Genomic DNA, 17,898 nt, shown 5'->3' with positions numbered 1-17,898 from the left:
GCCGCGGGACGCCGCCGCACCGGCACCGTCCTGCGGCTGCCGCGGCGCAGCCCCGGCGGCGGGGTCGAGGTCGTCGAGCACGCCGTGCACGAGCCCGTCGCGTGGGAGGTCCCCGGCGGCCCGGCCACCAGCCGGATCGCGTTCGCCGCCGCCCACGTCGTGCCGCGCACCGGCTCCGAGACCGTGCCCGGCGCGCCGGCGGACCTGGACTGGGAGGCGACCCTGGCTTTCCGGCACCGCCTGTGGAGCCTGGGCCTGGGCGTGGCCGAGGCCATGGACACCGCCCAGCGCGGCATGGGCCTGGACTGGGCCGCCACGGCGGAGCTGGTGCGCCGCAGCGCGTCCGAGGCCGCGGCCGTCGGCGGGCGCATCGCCGCCGGTGCCGGCACCGACCAGCTCGCCCCCGGCGTGCACCCGGTCGCGGACGTCGTCGCCGCCTACGAGGAGCAGATCGCCGTCGTCGAGGACGCCGGCGCCCAGGTCATCCTCATGGCCAGCCGGCACCTGGCCGCCAGCGCCCGCAGCGCCGAGGACTACGCCGCCGTGTACGGGCGGTTGCTGGCGCAGGTGCAGCGTCCCGCGGTGCTGCACTGGCTGGGGGAGGTGTTCGACCCCGCGCTGGCCGGCTACTGGGGCTCGCGCGACGTCGCCGCGGCCACCGACGCGTTCGTCGAGCTCGTCCACGCCCACGCGGACCGGGTCGACGGGGTGAAGGTCTCGCTGCTGGACGCCGGGCACGAGCGCGAACTGCGCCGCCGCCTGCCGGCCGGGGTGCGCCTGTACACGGGCGACGACTTCAACTACCCCGAGCTCATCGCGGGCGACGGTGAGCACCGCTCCGACGCGCTGCTCGGCATCTTCGCCGGCATCGCCCCGGCCGCCGCCGCCGCGCTGGCCCGGCTGGACGCCGACGACACCGCGGGGTTCCACGCGGCGCTGGACCCCACGCTGCCCCTGGCCCGGCACGTGTTCGGCGCACCCACGCCGTACTACAAGGCGGGCATCGCGTTCCTCAACTGGCTCGACGGGCGCCAGGACGGGTACGCCATGGTCGGCGGGCTGCACTCCGCCCGCAGCGCGGTGCACCAGGCGGAGACGTTCCGACTGGCCGACGAGGCCGGGGTGCTGGCCGACCCCGAACTGGCCGCGCGCCGGCTGCGCGGCTACCTGGCCGTGCACGGCTTCGACGCCTGAGCACCGGCCGGGTCCCCGGCCCCGGACGGCCACCGGCCCGCCACCCCACGGGTGGCGGGCCGGTCAGCGTCCGCGCAGCTCCGCCCACAGCGACCCGCCGACCGCGTCGACGTCCACGTCGAGGGCCAGGTCCGCCGGCAGGCGGGCCCCCAGCGCCCACGCCACGGCGGCGGTGGTCGCCGGTTCCGCCTCGACCGCCAGGGTGGCCGACCGCCCGTCCGGCGGCAGGCGCAGCGTGACGGTGCCGTCGGTGCACGCGGGCAGCACCGTCGCCAGCGCCCGGCGAACCCCCGCCAGGAACTCCTCGTCCCCACCGCGCACCGCGCGGTCGTCGACCACGTCCACCGCGCACCCGCGGGCCCGGGCCGCGCGCAGCCGCGCCCGGACCTCCTCGTCCAGCAGCGCCCGGGCGCGCAGGTCGTCGCGCAACCCGCGCTCCAGGCCCACCGCCGCCCGCGGCAGCTGCGCCCACCCGGCGTCGTCGGCGGGGTCGGCGGCTGCGACCCGGCGCAGCAGCGGCAGGGCCCCCAGGTCCAGGTCCGCCCGGCGCTGCGCCGCGCTGCCGGCCCGGGCGGCCGCCGCGGCCTCGGCCGCCGCGGACCGGGCGGCCGCCGCCTCGTAGCGCTCGACCTCGCGGGCGGTGCGGTCGAACAGCACCCGCACCCCCAGGGCCGCGCTGAACCACAGCAGCGCCGGCTGCTCCAGCGCGGCGATCCACGCCCAGGGGTCCGGCACCCCGGCACGCAGCACGGACGCGGCGACGACGGTCGCCGAGGCCAGCTCCGCGACCAGCGCCGCCGGCCGGCGCCGGCGCACCACCAGGGCGACCACCAGGACCTGCGTGGCGCCGGGCCACCAGTTCGCGTACGTGCGCCACGCCTCCACCGGCAGCCACGGCATGACCGCCAGGCCGGACAGCGGCGCCACGGCCGCAGCCGCCCACGCCGGCCCGGCGCGCAGCCGCGTCGGCCCGCCCAGCAGCGGGCGCAGCAGCGCGGCGGACACCCCGAGGACCACGGCGACCGCCAGCAGGGACAGCGCGGGGCGCTCGTGCACCCGCACCGACAGCAGCGCCGGCAGCGGGGCGTGCGAGAGCAGCCACAGCCCGGCCCCCACGGCGCAGGCGCGCTGCACCCCCTTCACCGGGCGGTCCCGCGCCGCGCGCCGCGCGCCGACGGGGCCGGCGGTGGCGCCGGCGGTGCGGTCACCGGCACCGCCAGCAGCACGCAGGTGCCGGTGCCCGGCCAGGACCGCAGGCGCACGTCCCCGCCGACGGCCCGCACCCGTTCGCCCACCGACACCGCCAGCCCCAGCCGCCAGGCGCCCGGCGCGCCGGCCCGGAACCCCCGGCCCGCGTCGCGCACCTCCACCAGCAGCCGCTCACCGGCCGCACCGGTGCACAGGCGCCCCCGCAGCCGCACCGCCGGCGCGGTCCCCGCCCCGCCGTGCCGCACGGCGTTGCGCACCAGTTCGGTGGCCGCGGTGAGCAGGGCCTCGGCCGCGTCCGGGTCCACCCCGGCGCCGCCGTCCCGCTCGCCCGCCGGCACGGGGGCGTCCAGCACGGCGCCCGGGTGCAGCGCCAGCGCCGCACCGGCCACCGCGTCCCAGACCCGCCCCACCGGCAGCACCGCCGGCGGTGCGGCGCCGGGCCCGTGCTCGCCCTCCACGCGAGCCAGGGCCGCGCGGGCGGCGCGGCGCGCTTCCGCTCGCCCGGCGGCGTCCTGCGCCTGCGCCGTCGTCGTCAGGGCGGCCAGGACGTCGTCGTGCACGATGGCGTCCCAGCGCGCGTTCTCCAGCTCCTCGGCGCGCGCGGCGGCCTCGCGCCCCGCGGCCTCCTCCGCGCGCGCCCGCGCCCGCTCCACCCGGGCCCCCGAGGAGCGGACCGCCGCCACCGCCACCCACGCCGCCGGGACCACCACGAGCACCAGCAGCGCGTCCAGCACGAAAGCGGTCGGCGGCACCACCCACGCCCCGCTGGCCTGCACCAGGGCGCGCAGCCCCACGTGGAGCAGGCCGAGCCCCGCCGCGGCGCCCAGCCCGGTGGCCACCGCACCCGCCCCCACCGTCAGCGGCGACAGCGACAGCACCCACGGCGCCTGCTCGGCCCGGCCGGGCGCTGCGAGCACCCACGTCACCAGCGCCAGGTCGCCGGCGACGACCAGCGCCCACGGCAGCCACGGGCGCGGCCGGCCGTGCGCGGCCTGCGCCAGCAGCAGCACCAGGAGCACCCCGTAGGCGGTCACGACCGGCACCGTCCACGCCAGGGGCGGCCGCGGGCCGTGCGCGGCGCTGCCGGAGACCACCGTCGGCACCAGCGACAGCACCGCCAGCGCCAGCACCAGGGCGACGAGGCGGTGGGCGCTGCGCGTCGTCACCGGCCCGGCGGCGGACCGCCCGCGTCGGCCGGCCGGTCGCCCGGCGGCGTGCGGGGCGCCGCCGGGGCGCCCAGGGGCGTGAGCACACCGTCCTCCACGGCCCGGCGGTACAGCTCCATGCGGGTGTAGGCGGGACGGTCCAGGGCGGCGTACTTCGCCCGGATGCGCTTGAGGTAGCTCTTCGCCGTCTCCAGCGTCACCCCCAGCCGCAGCGCCACCGAGCGCGCCGGCATCCCCCCGGCGTACAGCTCCAGGACGCGGCGCTCCTGCGGGGACAGGTGCCCGGCGAGGTCGGCGTCGACCTGCAGGGCCGCGGCGGTCTCCGCGGACGGCAGCGTCTCGCCGTCGGCGACGGACCGCAGCGCGGCGGCCAGCGCGGCCACCGGGCGGTCCTTCAGCAGCACGCCCTGCGCGCCGGTGTGCAGCGCCTCGGACGCCTCGGCGTGCTGGCGGCCCTCGGTGTAGACCAGGACCCGGCAGCCCGCACCCACCAGCGCCGCGACGTTGCCGCCCGGGCGCGAGCCGTCCCCGAGGCGCAGGTCCAGCAGGACGACCGCCGGGGGGGCCTCACCGGCGGTGCCCAGAGCGCGCAGCAGGTCCGGCACGGTCGGGGCGGTGGCGACGAGGTGCACGCCGTGCCCGGCCAGCTCCACGCGCAGGCCCGTCAGCAGCGCGGGGTGGTCGTCCACCGCGGCGACGCGCAGCGCCTGCTCGCGGGACGGCTCCGGGGCGCCGTGCGCGGGGTCGTGATCCACTCGGGTGACCTCCTTCACGGCGGAGCCTAGCCAGCGCAGCGCGCTGCGCCCCCCAAAGGGGGGTTCCAGGGCCCTCCCCGGCGGCTGCGCGTTCTGGGACGATCCCCGGGCGCGCCCCGCCGGGGGGACGGGGGCGTCGCGGTCCCGAGGGCCGCGAACGCACCGGGGGTGGTGCCGCGAGAGCGCGGCACCACCCCCGTGCCGTTCACCGGGCGCTCACTCCGCGGTGCCGACCAGCCCGATCTGGCAGGTCAGCCCGTTCGGGCCGTGGTTGCAGTACCCGTTCGGGACCTTCTGCAGGTACTGCTGGTGGTGCTCCTCGGCGTACCAGAACGGCCCCGCCTCGGCCGCCGGGCGGATCTCCGTGGTGATCTCCCCGTGGCCGTGGTCGGTCAGCTCGCGCTGGAACGTCTCGCGGGTGCGCCGCGCGGCGTCGAGCTGCGCGGCGGTCGTGGTGTACACCGCCGAGCGGTACTCCGTGCCGCGGTCGTTGCCCTGCCGGAACCCCTGCGTCGGGTCGTGGTTCTCCCAGAACACCTTCAGCAGCTGCTCCGGACCGGTCACCGACGGGTCGTAGGCGACCAGGACCGTCTCGGCGTGGCCGGTGCGGCCCGTCACCGACTCCTCGTACGTCGGGTTCTCGGTGAAGCCGCCCTGGTAACCCGCGGCCGTGGTCACCACGCCCGGCTGGCGCCAGAAGATGCGCTCCGCGCCCCAGAAGCAGCCCATCGCGAAGGAGATCACCTCGGTGCCCTCGGGCCAGGGGCCCTCCAGGGGCGTGCCGAGCACGGCGTGGGTGGACGGGACCTCGAAGCGCCGGGCCGACGAACCGGGCAGCGCCTCCTCGCGGGTCACCATGCGCGTCTTGTACGGGTTGCCGAACAGCAAGACCAGCTCCTCCCTCGTGGTGCTCCGTCCAACCACGGGGAACGCCGCGACCTTCCCCGCCGTGCGTAGGCTTGCGCACCGTGACGACTCCCGACAGCCCCACCGGCGGCACCCCCGCGACGCCCGGCTTCTCCACCCGCGCCCTGCACGCCGGCCAGGAGGCCGACCCGGCCACCGGCGCGGTCGTGACCCCGATCTACCAGGTGTCCACCTACAAGCAGGACGGCGTCGGCGGCCTGCGCACCGGCCTGGGCACCGGCTACGAGTACTCCCGTTCCGGCAACCCCACCCGCACCGCCCTGGAGGTGCAGCTCGCCGCCCTGGAGCAGGGCGACGCCGCCTTCGCCTTCGCCTCCGGCCTGGCCGCCGAGGACACCGTGCTGCGCGCGCTCCTGAAGCCCGGCGACCACGTCGTCATCCCGAACGACGCCTACGGCGGCACCTACCGCCTGGTGAAGAAGGTCGCCGAGCCGTGGGGCGTGGAGCACACCCCGGCCGACCTCGCCGACCTCGACGCCGTGCGCGAGGCGGTGCGCCCCGGCGCCACCCGCCTGGTGTGGCTGGAGACCCCCACCAACCCGCTGCTGACGATCGGCGACATCGCCGCCATCGCCGAGATCGCCCACGCCGCCGGCGCGCTGCTCGTCGTCGACAACACCTTCGCCACCCCCTACCTGCAGACCCCGCTGCTCCTGGGCGCCGACCTCGTCGTGCACTCCACGACCAAGTACGCCGGCGGCCACTCCGACGTCGTCGGCGGCGCGGTCGTCGTGCGCGACGGCGACGACGGCCGCGGCGGCACCATCGCCGAGCGCATCGGCTTCCACCAGAACTCCATGGGCGCCGTGCCCGGCCCGTTCGACTCCTGGCTGGTGCAGCGCGGCCTGAAGACCCTCGCGGTGCGCATGGACCGGCACTGCGACAACGCCGAGCGGATCGTGGAGTTCCTGCAGTCCCACCCGCGCGTGACGAAGGTGCTGTACCCGGGCCTGCCGGAGTTCCGCAACCACGACGTCGCCGCCAAGCAGATGCGCCGCTTCGGCGGGATGATCTCCTTCCGCACCGCGAGCGTCGAGGACGCCCTGAGCGTGTGCAAGGGCACCGAGCTGTTCACCCTGGCCGAGTCCCTCGGCGGCGTGGAGTCCCTCGTGGAGCACCCCGGCAAGATGACCCACGCCTCCGTCGCGGGCTCCCTCCTGGAGGTCCCGGACGACCTGGTGCGCCTGTCCGTGGGCCTGGAGGACGCGGACGACCTCATCGCGGACCTCGCCACCGCCCTGGGCTGAACCGGCCGGTTCCGTGGCGTCCGCGTGGTCGCCGTGGTGGGCCGGTGGGGGTGCTGCGGCCGGCTCTCCGCCCGCTGCTCGGTGCACCGCGTCGGGTGAGCGCGGAGCGCGGGCTCCGGACGCCGGCCTCCGCACCCCCACCGGCTTTCCGCGCGCCGCGGCACGGCAGGACCACCCCACCACCCGGGCGAGGACCCGGCCCCGGCCTGGAGCGCCCCGGTAGGGGAAACCCCCGCACCGAGACGCCCGCGCACCCCCTCGAACGCGACGCCCCGCTCCGGTCGGATGGGAACACCCACCCACCGACGTCAGGAGCCCGACGTGACCGTCACGACCCCTCCCGCGCCCTCGCGCCGATCCGTGCTCAGCGTCCTCGGGGGCGCCGCCCTCGTCGCCGGGACCGCCGCCGCACCGGCAGCCGCCGCGAGCCCGCGGCGGCGCCACCCGTTGCAGGAGCACCTGGACCGCCTCGTCCACGAGGTGGGTTTCCCCTCCGCGCTGGCCAGCGTGCGCGACGCCGACGGACGGGTGCACGACCTCACCGCGACCAGCGGGGCGCGCGTGCCCGTGGACGGCCGGGTGCGGGTGGGCAGCAACACCAAGACGTACGTGGCGACGATCGTGCTCCAGCTCGTCGACGAGGGCCTGGTCGGCCTCGACGAACCGGTCGAGACGCACCTGCCCGGGCTGCTGCGCGGTCCCGGCGGCGACGGCCGTGAGATCACGGTGCGGCAGGTCCTGCAGCACACCGCGGGCCTGCCGAACTACACCGGCCACTTCGGCACCGCCGACTGGTTCGAGCTGCGCGACCGCTACTACGAGCCCCGCCGGCTCCTCGACCTCGTCGCCGAGCAGCCCGCGACGGCGGCGCCGGGGCAGGAGTGGGCGTACAGCAACACCGGGTACGTGGTCGCCGGGCTGCTCGCGCAGCGGGTCGCCGGCCGGCCCCTGGCCGAGCTCCTGCGAACCAGGATCACCGAGCCGCTGGGGCTGTGCGAGACCTTCTTCCCGCACCCTGGGGAGCAGGGGTTCCGCGGCGAGCACCCCGTGGCGTTCCACCGCGACTCCGCCGCGCAGCCGTGGCGGGACATCACGCTGCTCGACCCGTCGTGGGGGTGGGCGGCCGGGGCGCTCGTCGCCACGCCCAGCGACCTCAACCGGTTCACGCTCGCGCTGCTGTCCGGCGACCTGCTGTCCGCGGACGCGCTGGAGCAGATGCGCACCACGGTCCCGTCCCCGGACCTGTGGGAGGGGGCGCGCTACGGGCTGGGGCTGTCCAGCTCACCCCTGCCGGACGGCACGCTCCTGTGGGGGCACGGCGGGGACATCCCCGGGTTCGAGACGCGCGGCGGTGCGACCGAGGACGGGCGCGCGGTGACGATCGCGGTGACGGCACTGCCGAACGCTGTCGCCTCCGACGAGGAGGGGGCGCTCGCGGCGGCGAACGCGGTGCTCGACGCCGTGCGGGCGGCGTTCGCCTGAGCGCAGTCGCCGTGGTGGGCCGGTGGGGTGCGCGCGGTCAGGAGCGGGACACGAGCCCGGCCCTGACCGCGCGCATCACCGGCGCCTTGCCGGCCCGGGCCAGCGACCACAGCAGGGCGGCGACCAGGGGGACCGGGTTCTCCAACCCGCGGCCGTCGTCCTCGAGCACCCTGCCGTGCGTGACGCTCGCCATGCCCAGCAGGCCGGCACCGACCAGGAACGCCGCGACAGCGAAGAGGTCACGGTCCAGGGCCCCCTTGCGCCCGCCGAGCCGGTAGACGACGTAGGTCGCCCACATCGCCGTGATCTGGCCCATCACCAGGGCCACCCCGAGGGCGGTCGGGACGAAGACCAGGAAGACGGCTCCGTACTTCAGCACCTGCAGCACGGGGTAGACGAACACCCGCGCCCCGGTCTTCATCCGGTTGTAGAGGTAGAACACCGCGCGCAGCACCACCAGCAGCAGCGCCCACGAGGTGCCGGCCCGCAGGAGCTCGTCGGCGTCGAGCTCGCCGAGGAGGACGGCCGCACCCAGGCCGGCCGCCGCGGAGGCCGCGCTCCAGATCCAGGCCTGGACCCGGATGGGGTAGTCCCGGTACCGCGACACGCTCGGGTCGAGGACCGGGCGCTCCTCGAACTTCGCGGCGTGCATGTCGTTCTCGAAGTAGCCGATCTCGTAGACCGACATCACCGACAGCAGCAGCAGCGGCACGATCACCGCGAAGTGGACCAGGCTCGTCACGTCACGGGTGACGGCGATGGCGATGACGAGGGCGTCCACCAGGAGGAACTGGTCCAGCGTGTACCAGCGCGAGTACTTGACCTGGGCCGTGTAGCGCAGCGGGAGGTAGAGACGCTCGCGGGCGGACATCGGGGGGCCCTGCGGCCGGATGAGCAGACCCGAGCGGCACACCTCGAGCAGGTCGGCGTCGTCGAGCGAGTCGGACACGAAGACGGCCCGGGCGACCCCGCCCTCGCCGACGCCCCCGACCGCTGTCGTCGTCTTGCCCCCGGTGAACCAGGACGGCCGGGGGAGCAGCGGTGTCGCCAGCAGGGCGGTGGACTCGTGCTCGCTGCCCCTCAGCAGGCCCCGGATCACGAAGGCCATGCCGAAGGAGATGATCGTGAGCCGCGAGCGGTCGACGTCGGCGAAGAAGGCGGAGACTCCGGTGGCGCGGTACCGCTCGAAGAGAGCCGGTGCCGCCCTGCGCCACAGGGGCACGTTCCAGGGGGTCAGGACGACGATGAGGACGACGCAGAGGTAGTCGCGGACGCGGTAACCGCGGCGACCGGGTACCAGCCGCCACGGCAGGCACACCCGTACCAGGAAGTCGATCACGGCGACCACCAGGGACGGCCGGCAGCGCGAGATGAAGAGCTCGGTGCTGTTGCAGGCGAAGATCGTGTGGTCGAAGTCGACCAGGACGGGCGAGTCCGGGTCGGCGATCTGACGCCGGACGGTGTCGGCGGTGACCGGTGACCGTCGCCGGACGTCGAGGAAGTCCGGCTCCAGCTGCTCGGCGGTGCGTTCGGCCATGCCTCAAGGTCTCACGACCCGGGCGGGAGGGGTGCGACCGGTCGTCCGCCACGCCCGGTCACGCCTGCTCACGCCCGGTAACGCCCGGACCGGGACCCTACGAGGCGCGCCGCCGGGAGGAGCGCCCCGACCGCGAGCGGAGGTAGTCGTCGACGACGAACTGGCCGAGGCGCTCGGGGCTGGGGCTCAGGACGCGCCCGCCGTTGCGGCGGGCCACGGCCTCGACGAAGCGGCGCAGGCCGGGGTCCTCGCCGAGCATGAACAGGTTGATCGTGGCGCCGAAGCGGGTGAGGTGGTCCACCTCGGCGACGGTCGCGCGGATCGTCGCGCTGGTGGGGGGCCACTGGAACACCGCCTCGGGGGTGCCGCCGCTGTCGTCGAGGTGGGCGGTGGGCTCGCCGTCGGTGATGACGAGGACGACGGGCTCGGCGTCGGGGTGCCGGCGCAGGTGGCGGCGGGCGAGGCTCAGGGCGTGCTGGAGGTTCGTGCCCTGCACGAAGTCGGGTTCGACCTCGGCCAGCTCGCCGAGGGTCATGGGGGCGGCGTGCAGGCCGAAGCCGATGATCTGCAGGGCGTCGCCCGGGAACTTCGTGGACACCAGGTGGCTGAGGGCCAGCGCGGTCTCCTTCATGGGCCCCCACCGCCCCTCGGCGGCCATGGAGAACGACAGGTCCACGCAGAGGGCGACGGCTGCGGAGGCGCGGCGCTCGGTCTCGACGACCTCGAAGTCCTCCCAGCTCAGCCGCACCGCGCCGCCGGCGGAGGGGCGGGTGCGGCGCAGCGCGTTGGAGACGGTGCGCACCACGTCGAGGGGCTGCTCGTCGCCGAACTCCCAGCGGCGGGTGGCACCGGTGGGTTCGCCGCCGGCACCGGCGCTGGTGTTCTCGTGGTCGCCGCGGCCGCCGCTCGTGACGCGGTTCAGCACGTCGCGCAGGGCGGACTGCCCGAGGCGGCGCAGCGCCTTGGGGGAGAGGGTGAGGCCCTGCCCGGAGCGGGTGAGCCAGCCCTGCCGCTGCAGTTCCCGCTCCAGCTCCTTCAGGCGGCGCAGGTCGTCGGCGGCGCCGCGGCCGAGCTGACGTTCCAGGGCGTCGACGTCGACGTCGTCGAGGGTGGCGCCGGGGTGCTCCTGGCCGAGGGAGTCGAGCAGGTCGTCCAGCTCGGAGATGTCCTGCAGGGCGTCGGCGGCCTCGCCGTAGCCGAGGGGCTCGCTGCCGCGGGCGCCCCGGACGCGTTCGCCGCGGCCGGCGTCGAGGTCGGGGCGCAGGGCGCGCAGGTTGTCGGAGAGCTGCGCCACCTGGGCCTGGAGGTCCAGGTCGTCGCCGAACGCCTGCTGCACCAACTGCCCGAGCTCCTCGCGCTGCTGGGGGGACAGCGAACGCATGAGGCGGGACGCGGCGGCGGCCCGGCGGGCGAGCAGGTCGACCAGGCCGTCGAGGTCCTCCACGCCCTCCGCGTCCGCGCCCAGCGTCTCGCCGTGCTTCGACATGAAGTCGTCGAAGTCGGCCCGGGTGTCCTGGCCGCGGGCCCGCTTCGCCAGGAGGTCGTTGAGGTCGGCGACCATGTCCTTCACCGCCTGCAGCGCGGCCGGGTCGCCGTTCTGCAGGGCCTGCTTCACCCCCCGGAACTGCTGGCCGAGGACGTCGTCGCGCAGCCCGTCGAGGACCTGCCGGTACTGCTGCCGGGCCTGCTCGGACGCCCAGTCGTAGTCCTCCAGGTCCCGCACGGCCTGGGCGGTGGAGCGGGGCAGGGCGTCGAGGCGGGCTTCGGCGAAGCGGGCGTCGTCGGCGCGGGGGTCGTCGCCGGTGCGGGTGGCGAGCTCCTCGCGCTCGGCGGCCAGGGCCTGGTCCAGCTGGGCGCGCGCCTTCGTCAGGGCACCGTCGAGGTCGCCGCGGCGGGCGGCCTCGCGGCGCAGGCGGGCGGCGCGGGCGCGCAGCTCCTCCAGCCCGGAGCGACCGTCGGGGCCGTGGCGCAGCAGGTCGCGCAGCGCTTCGCGCAGCGACCCCCCGCCCAGCACCTCCTGCCCGACGCGGTCGACGGCGGCGCGGACGTCGTAGGGCGGGGCGAGGGGGTCGGGGCCGCCGGCCCACTCGCCGTACCGGTAGCGCCCGCCGCGCCGCCGCGCCCAGGATCGGCTCCCCGCATCGCTCATGCGCCTGACGCTACGTCCGGTGCCGCTGCGGCGCCACGCCCCTGGGCGCGACTGCCGTAGGGCCTGCATGACAGCTTGTCTTTACAAAAGGGGGTCCCGCGGTGGCATGATGGCGCGGTCCGCCGAACCGTGACCGAGGAGGCTCCCTCGTGACCACCACGACCGCCAGCTCCACCGCCGCCGCTGGCAGCGCCGCGCCGCAGCGCAGCGACCACCCGCTCGTCGAGCACTGGATCGGCGGTGCCCCGACCGCCGGGTCCGGCGACCGGTTCGCTGACGTCTACGACCCCGCGACCGGCCGCGTCACGAAGAACGTGGCGCTGGCCGCGCCCGCGGACGTGGAGGCCGCCGTGGCCGCCGCCCGCGCCGCGTTCCCGGCCTGGCGGGACACCTCGCTCGCCCGGCGCACCACGGTGCTCTTCAAGTTCCGCGAGCTGCTCAACGCCCGCAAGGGCGAGCTCGCCGAGATCATCACCGCCGAGCACGGCAAGGTCCTCTCCGACGCCCTGGGCGAGGTCTCCCGCGGGCAGGAGGTCGTGGAGCTCGCGTGCGGGATCAACCACCTGCTCAAGGGTGGGTTCACCGAGAACGCCTCCACGAAGGTCGACGTGTACTCGGTGCGCCAGCCCCTCGGCGTGGTCGGCATCATCTCGCCGTTCAACTTCCCGGCCATGGTCCCCATGTGGTTCTTCCCCGTCGCGATCGCCGCGGGCAACACCGTGGTGCTCAAGCCCAGCGAGAAGGACCCCTCGGCGGCGAACTTCATCGCGCAGCTGTGGAAGGACGCCGGGCTGCCGGACGGGGTGTTCAACGTCCTGCACGGCGACAAGGTCGCCGTCGACGGGCTGCTGACCCACCCCGACGTCGCCTCGATCTCCTTCGTGGGGTCGACGCCGATCGCGCAGTACGTCTACGAGACGGGCACCGCGCACGGCAAGCGCGTGCAGGCCCTGGGCGGGGCGAAGAACCACATGCTGGTCCTGCCCGACGCGGACCTGGACCTGGCCGCCGACGCCGCCGTCAACGCCGGTTTCGGCTCCGCGGGCGAGCGCTGCATGGCGGTGTCCGCGCTGGTGGCGGTCGACTCGATCGCCGACGAGCTCATCGCGAAGATCCAGGAGCGCGTGGCGACGCTGCGCACCGGCGACGGCCGTCGCGGCTGCGACATGGGCCCGCTGGTCACCGGCGCGCACCGCGACAAGGTCACCGGGTACGTCGACGCGGGCGTGCGCGAGGGCGCCGAGCTCGTCATCGACGGCCGCGAGGTCGTCCCCGACGGCGACGCGGACGGCTTCTGGCTGGGCCCCACCCTCTTCGACAAGGTCTCCACGGACATGTCGATCTACACCGACGAGATCTTCGGTCCCGTCCTGTCCGTGCTGCGCGTGAACGGTTACGACGACGGCATGGAGATGATCAACGCCAACAGGTACGGCAACGGCGTGGCCATCTTCACCAACGACGGCGGCGCGGCCCGCAGGTTCCGCAACGAGGTCCAGGTCGGCATGATCGGCATCAACGTGCCGGTGCCGGTGCCGGTGGCGTACTACTCCTTCGGCGGCTGGAAGAACTCCCTGTTCGGCGACACCCACGCCCACGGCACCGAGGGCGTGCACTTCTTCACCCGCGGCAAGGTCGTCACCGAGCGCTGGCTCGACCCTTCCCACGGCGGGCTGAACCTGGGTTTCCCGCAGAACTCCTGACGCCCACCTCCGGGGGTGCCGCCCGTCGCGGGAGCGCGTGCGGCACCTCCGGCCCGCGGGCACGGGCGGTGGCGCGGGCGTGCAGCCCGAGCAGCCGGGGCACGCCGACGTGGACGGCGAACAGCACGACGAGCGCGGTGAGCAGCGCCGTGCGCAGCAGGGCGGGCCAGCCCTCGGTCAGCGGCTCCAGCAGGACCTGACCCGCCGCCACGCTCGGGAAGATCACCAGCCAGGTCAGCGCAGCGCGCACGTGCACCGACGGCACGGGAGGGCCGGGAGCCGGTGCCGTCCCGGTCGTGGCGGGGTCGGTGGCCGACGGTGCGACGGAGCCCGGCCGCGGTCGTGACGGTGTGCTCAAGGGATCCCCTGGTCGAACCGGCAGGAGCTCCAGGTTACGCGGGCAGCGCCGATCCGGACCGCACCCCGTGCACGACCGGGCGGTCCCGGGGACCGGGACGGCGCCGTCCGCCGCCGACCGCGGATTGCCGTCCCATTGAGCGGGCGCCGCACTTCTGGGGGTCGGTGACGCGTGCCACGGTCGGGCTGACGCCGGAGCCGCCGTCACCGCGAGGCGGACCGGACGACCCCACCCGTCCGTCCCAGGAGGCCGCAGTGTCGCTCGCCCCCACCCCGACCGCCCGCTCGCGGGCACCCCTGTTCGTCCTGTGCTGGCTGTGCCTCATGGCCGACGGGTACGACCTGCTGGCCTACGGCGCCACGCTGCCCAGCCTCATCGGGCAGCCCCCGTTCTCCCTCACCGTCGAGCAGGGCGGGCACATCGGCAGCCTGGCCCTGGCCGGCATGCTCGCCGGTTCGCTGGTCGCCGGGACCCTCACCGACGTGGTCGGCCGCCGCCGCATCTTCATCTCCAGCGTGGCGCTGTTCTCGGCCGGCACGCTCGTGACGGGCCTGGCGCCGACGCTGGAGGTGTTCGTGGTGTTCCGCACCCTCACCTGCTTCGGGGTGGGCGGGCTGCTGCCGACCGCCGTGGCCCTCGCCTCCGAGTTCGCCCACCCGCGCAACCGCTCCCGCACGCTGGGGCTGGTCCTCACCGGCCCGCCGCTGGGCATGCTGCTGGCCTCCACCGTCGCCTCCCAGGTCGTGCCCGCCCACGGTTTCCGCCCCGTGTACGTCGCCGGCGGTGCGGTGCTGCTGCTGGTCCCGGTGCTGGTCAAGCTGCAGCCGGAGTCGCCGGCGTTCCACGCCGCGCGCGGCCGGCACGAGCTCGCCGCGGCCCTGCGCGCGCGCTACGGGCTGCCGCCCGAGCAGGTCCCCGCGACCGCTCCCGGAGCGGCGGGCGGGAACAACCCCCTCAGGAGCCTCCTCAGCGGCCGAGACCGCTGGCCCACCCTGCTGATCTGGGGCACGACGTTCTTCAGCCTGCTCACGGTGTTCGGCATCAGCACCTGGCTGCCGCAGGTGATGGCCCGGTCCGGGTACGGGCTCGGCTCGTCCATCGTCCTGCTGGGCGTGTACTGCACCGGGGCGGTCGTCGGGACCCTCGCCGCCTCCGCGGTCGCGGACCGCGTCGGCCCCAAACCCCTGGTGCTCACCGGTTACCTCACAGCCGCAGCCGCCCTGCTGGCTATCTCCCTGCGGCCGCCGACGCCGCTGCTGGTCGTCCTCGTGCTGCTCGCGGGCTTCGGGGGGCTGGGCACCCAGAACGTGCTCAACGACCTCATCTCCCGGTACTACCCCGCCGCCCACCGCGCCAGCGGCCTCGGCTGGGCGCTCGGCGTGGGCCGGCTCGGCGCCATCGTCGGTCCCACCTTCGGAGCCTGGGCCGTCGCCGGTGACGAGCCGCTCAGCGCCACGACCACCGCGTTCGCCGCCACCGCCCTCGCGGGCGCGCTCGTCGTCCTCTTCGTGCCCGCGCGGCGGCGCGCCCCCGAGGGGCCGGCGGTGCCCGCCGGAGGACCGCGCGAGCCCCTGGGCGCCACCGGAGGAGCATCGTGATCCCCACCTCCCTCGCGGACCTGCCCGAGCGGGTCGACGTCCTCATCGCCGGGGGAGGCCCCAGCGGGTTGTTCCTGGCCCTGGACCTGGCCCGGCGCGGGGTGCGCTCCGTCGTGCTCGAACCCCGCGTCGAGATCGACTGGACCCGCCCGCGCTCGAAGACGACCAACGCCCGGACCATGACGCACCTGCGCCGCCTCGGCCTGGCCGACGAGCTGCGCGCCGCCGCACCGCTGCCGGTGTCCTACTCCGACAGCGTCCTGTTCTGCACCTCGCTGGCCGGCCGGGAACTCACCCGGTTCACCGGCGCCTTCCAGCTGCAGGACGGGCGCTACGAACCCCAGCCGGAGTGCGGGCAGCAGGTTCCGCAACCGGTCGTCGAGCAGGTGCTGCGCACGGCGGTGGCCCGCGAGGAGCGCACCGCCCTGCACCTGGGCGCGCGCTTCGCCCGCTCGTCCACCGCTGCCGGCGCGCAGGACGGCACCCTGGTCACCGTGGAGGACGGCTCCGGGAACCGCGCGCACGTCCGGGCCCGCTACCTGGTGGGCGCCGACGGCGTGTCCTCCGCCGTGCGCGCGGACCTGGGCGTGCGCCTGGAGGGTTCCTCGGCCGCCAAGTCGAACCTCGGCGTGGTGTTCCGCTCGCGCCGCACCGCCGGGGCCGTCGCCCTGGACCCGGCGGTGCAGTACTGGGTCACCGGCGCCGAGTACGCCGGCATGCTCGGGCGGCTGGACCTCGGCGACCTGTGGTGGGCCATCGTCCAGGGGTACGACCCGGACGCCCCGAAGTTCGCGGACGTGCCCGTCGAGGACGTCCTGCGCGCCCTGGTCGGGGCCGACGTCGACGTCGAGGTCGTCGCCCAGGACCCCTGGACGGCGCGCATGCTGCTGGCGCCGACCTACCGCCGCGGCGCCACCTTCCTGCTCGGCGACGCCGCCCACGCCAACCCGCCCTGGGGCGGGCACGGTTTCAACACCTGCGTGGGCGACGCCGCGAACCTGGCGTGGAAGCTGGCCGCGGTCCTCGACGGCTGGGCGGGGGAGGAGCTGCTGGACAGCTACGAGGCCGAGCGCCGGCCCGTCGCCCGGCGCACCGTCGACGAGGCCGCGCGCAACGGCACGCTCCTGGCCGACGACCTGCTCGACCCGCACCTCGAGGAGGACGGCGAGGCGGGGGAGCGGGCCCGGGACCGGGCGGCGCGCGCCCTGGCCGTCAAGGAGAGCGAGTTCCACGCGCTGGGCCTGGTGCTGGGTTACGCGTACACCGGGTCGCCGCTGTGCTCACCGGACCCCGAGCCGGCGCCGGCGCCCGACCCCGTGGCCTACCACCCCTGCGCGGTCCCGGGGTGCCTGCTGCCGCACGCGTGGCTCGACGAGCGCACCTCCCTCTACGACGTCCTGGGGCCGGGTTTCACCCTCCTGCTCGACGCCGACGCGTTCCCCGCCGCCCCGGCCCCCGGGGCCGTGCCCACCGGCGCACCGCTGGAGGTGCGCACCGTGCGCCACCCCACCGTCGGCGGAACCTTCACCCGCGTGTGGGGCGCGCCCGCGGTGCTGGTGCGCCCGGACCAGCACGTCGCCTGGCGCGGCTGCGACCTCGGCGAGGTCCCCGCCGCGCTCGCCCGCGCCACCGGGACCGCGCCCGCCCCGGGCGGCCGCCGCCTCACGACGGTGGCCTGAGGGCACCCGCACCCTCCCGCGACCGTGCGCGGCGTCAGCCGCCGTGCACGGTCGCGGGACGCACCGACGCCCGCGGGGCGCCCAGCGCGCGCGAGACGGCCCGCGCGGTCGCCTGCACCGCGGGGACGAGGGAACCCGCGCTCACCCCGGAGTCCGGCACCAGCACGGACACGGCCGCGCAGCAGCGGTCGGCGGAGTTCCACACCGGCGCCGCCACGGCCAGGACCGGGCCGGGGGACGAGCGCCGGAACTCCGCGAAACCCTGCCGGCGCACCTCCGCCAGCCGGCGGCGCAACTGCGCCGGGTCGGCGGGCACCCCCTCGGGTTCGTGCACGAGCGGGTTCTGCAGCAGGCGCTCGCGCTGTTCCGCCGGGGCGTGGGCGAGCAGCACGACCCCGACACCCGTGGAGTGCAGCGGGACGCGTCCACCCACGCGGTAGTGGACCTCGGGGGCCGAGCGGTGCGAGAGCCGTTCCACCAGGAGCGCGGTGTCGTCCTCGGGGACCGCCAGCAGGACGTGCTGGTGCGTGGCCTCGGCCAGGTCCGCCATGTACGGCATGGCGGCCTCGCGCACGCCGTGCCCGCGCGGCGCCAGCGACGCGACCTCCAGCAACCGCAGGCCGACGACGTACCGGCCGTCCGCGTCGCGCTCCAGCGCCCCCCAGGCCAGCAGCCTGCCCGCCAGCCGGTGCGCCGTGCTGGTGGGCACCCCGCTGCGGCGCGACAGTTCGGCCAGCGTCAGCGCGCGCCGGTCGGCGCCGAACGCCGCCAGCAGCGCGAACGCCCTGTCCACCACCGGGTCCCCGTTCGCGGGGCGGTGGCCGCGCCGCGCCGGCGGGGTCTGTGCTCGGGGGGCCGGTGCTCCCGGCGCCGGTGCTCCCGGCGCCGGTGCTT

14 protein-coding genes are annotated in these 17,898 nt (G+C 76.1%); 6 read left to right on the top strand and 8 right to left on the bottom strand.

Features of this window, described 5'->3' with window-relative positions; genetic code table 11:
• The first annotated feature begins 36 nt into the window (after positions 1–36).
• Positions 37–1,194: a dihydrodipicolinate synthase family protein gene (locus ACRYM0_RS07540; protein WP_432503670.1), complete on the top strand. Its 1,158-nt coding sequence runs from the start codon at positions 37–39 to the stop codon at positions 1,192–1,194.
• A 63-nt stretch (positions 1,195–1,257) separates the two neighbouring features.
• Here ACRYM0_RS07540 and ACRYM0_RS07535 read toward each other — a convergent pair whose 3' ends face one another.
• From ACRYM0_RS07535 to msrA, 4 genes are all read right to left on the bottom strand, one after another.
• The gene (locus ACRYM0_RS07535) at positions 1,258–2,337 is read right to left on the bottom strand and encodes a hypothetical protein (protein ID WP_432503641.1); all 1,080 of its coding nucleotides are present in this window, start codon (positions 2,335–2,337) and stop codon (positions 1,258–1,260) included.
• Positions 2,334–3,569, bottom strand: a complete 1,236-nt coding sequence (locus ACRYM0_RS07530) for an ATP-binding protein (protein ID WP_432503639.1) — start codon at positions 3,567–3,569, stop codon at positions 2,334–2,336. Before ACRYM0_RS07530 ends, ACRYM0_RS07535 begins: the two co-directional genes overlap by 4 nt.
• Positions 3,566–4,324 carry a sigma factor-like helix-turn-helix DNA-binding protein gene (locus ACRYM0_RS07525; RefSeq protein ID WP_432503636.1) on the bottom strand — a complete coding sequence of 253 codons (759 nt, stop codon included), beginning with the start codon at positions 4,322–4,324 and terminating at the stop codon, positions 3,566–3,568. The genes ACRYM0_RS07530 and ACRYM0_RS07525 overlap by 4 nt, the downstream gene beginning before the upstream one ends.
• A gap of 216 nt (positions 4,325–4,540) precedes the next feature.
• The gene (gene msrA / locus ACRYM0_RS07520; RefSeq protein WP_432503668.1) at positions 4,541–5,182 is read right to left on the bottom strand and encodes a peptide-methionine (S)-S-oxide reductase MsrA; all 642 of its coding nucleotides are present in this window, start codon (positions 5,180–5,182) and stop codon (positions 4,541–4,543) included.
• Positions 5,183–5,292: 110 nt separating this feature from the next.
• Here msrA and ACRYM0_RS07515 point away from each other — a divergent pair, with 110 nt between their 5' ends.
• Positions 5,293–6,498, top strand: coding sequence for a cystathionine gamma-synthase (locus ACRYM0_RS07515; protein WP_432503634.1), 1,206 nt, complete (start codon positions 5,293–5,295; stop codon positions 6,496–6,498).
• Positions 6,499–6,783: 285 nt separating this feature from the next.
• A complete protein-coding gene (locus tag ACRYM0_RS07510; RefSeq protein ID WP_432503632.1) occupies positions 6,784–7,980 on the top strand; it encodes a serine hydrolase domain-containing protein in 1,197 nt (398 codons plus the stop codon).
• A 37-nt stretch (positions 7,981–8,017) separates the two neighbouring features.
• On the opposite strand, the gene ACRYM0_RS07505 is transcribed toward ACRYM0_RS07510, so the two are convergent.
• Together ACRYM0_RS07505 and ACRYM0_RS07500 are read right to left on the bottom strand one after the other, a co-directional pair.
• The gene (locus ACRYM0_RS07505) at positions 8,018–9,517 is read right to left on the bottom strand and encodes a hypothetical protein (RefSeq protein WP_432503630.1); all 1,500 of its coding nucleotides are present in this window, start codon (positions 9,515–9,517) and stop codon (positions 8,018–8,020) included.
• A gap of 97 nt (positions 9,518–9,614) precedes the next feature.
• Positions 9,615–11,666 (bottom strand): vWA domain-containing protein, encoded by a 2,052-nt coding sequence (locus ACRYM0_RS07500; protein WP_432503628.1) that lies wholly within the window; start codon positions 11,664–11,666, stop codon positions 9,615–9,617.
• 233 nt (positions 11,667–11,899) lie between these two features.
• On the opposite strand from ACRYM0_RS07500, the gene ACRYM0_RS07495 reads away from it, so the two are divergent.
• Positions 11,900–13,369 carry a CoA-acylating methylmalonate-semialdehyde dehydrogenase gene (locus ACRYM0_RS07495; RefSeq protein WP_432503666.1) on the top strand — a complete coding sequence of 490 codons (1,470 nt, stop codon included), beginning with the start codon at positions 11,900–11,902 and terminating at the stop codon, positions 13,367–13,369.
• Here the strand turns inward: ACRYM0_RS07495 and ACRYM0_RS07490 are convergent.
• Complete coding sequence (locus tag ACRYM0_RS07490) at positions 13,305–13,619, bottom strand: hypothetical protein (protein WP_432503627.1); 315 nt, start codon at positions 13,617–13,619, stop codon at positions 13,305–13,307. The genes ACRYM0_RS07495 and ACRYM0_RS07490 overlap by 65 nt on opposite strands.
• A 362-nt stretch (positions 13,620–13,981) precedes the next feature.
• Here ACRYM0_RS07490 and ACRYM0_RS07485 point away from each other — a divergent pair, with 362 nt between their 5' ends.
• Together ACRYM0_RS07485 and ACRYM0_RS07480 are read left to right on the top strand one after the other, a co-directional pair.
• Positions 13,982–15,325, top strand: coding sequence for an MFS transporter (locus tag ACRYM0_RS07485; protein ID WP_432503626.1), 1,344 nt, complete (start codon positions 13,982–13,984; stop codon positions 15,323–15,325).
• Positions 15,322–17,004, top strand: a complete 1,683-nt coding sequence (locus tag ACRYM0_RS07480) for an FAD-dependent monooxygenase (RefSeq protein ID WP_432503624.1) — start codon at positions 15,322–15,324, stop codon at positions 17,002–17,004. Before ACRYM0_RS07485 ends, ACRYM0_RS07480 begins: the two co-directional genes overlap by 4 nt.
• A gap of 34 nt (positions 17,005–17,038) precedes the next feature.
• Here ACRYM0_RS07480 and ACRYM0_RS07475 read toward each other — a convergent pair whose 3' ends face one another.
• Positions 17,039–17,797 carry an IclR family transcriptional regulator gene (locus ACRYM0_RS07475; protein WP_432503621.1) on the bottom strand — a complete coding sequence of 253 codons (759 nt, stop codon included), beginning with the start codon at positions 17,795–17,797 and terminating at the stop codon, positions 17,039–17,041.
• Between the last annotated feature and the right edge of the window lie 101 nt (positions 17,798–17,898).

It is taken from the genome of Kineococcus arenarius subsp. arenarius, from assembly GCF_050871845.1.
Lineage (GTDB): Bacteria > Actinomycetota > Actinomycetes > Actinomycetales > Kineococcaceae > Kineococcus.
The sequence above is the reverse complement of the archived record's forward strand: the minus strand, read 5'-3'. Positions and strand labels throughout refer to the sequence as shown.

What these genes read in the sequence shown, in the direction of transcription:
- ACRYM0_RS07500 (WP_432503628.1), bottom strand. Translation starts at nt 11,666, where the DNA reads ATGAGCGATGCGGGGAGCCGATCCTGGGCGCGGCGGCGCGGCGGGCGC.
- ACRYM0_RS07505 (WP_432503630.1), bottom strand. Translation starts at nt 9,517, where the DNA reads ATGGCCGAACGCACCGCCGAGCAGCTGGAGCCGGACTTCCTCGACGTC.
- ACRYM0_RS07510 (WP_432503632.1), top strand. Translation starts at nt 6,784, where the DNA reads ATGGGAACACCCACCCACCGACGTCAGGAGCCCGACGTGACCGTCACG.
- msrA (WP_432503668.1), bottom strand. Translation starts at nt 5,182, where the DNA reads ATGGTGACCCGCGAGGAGGCGCTGCCCGGTTCGTCGGCCCGGCGCTTC.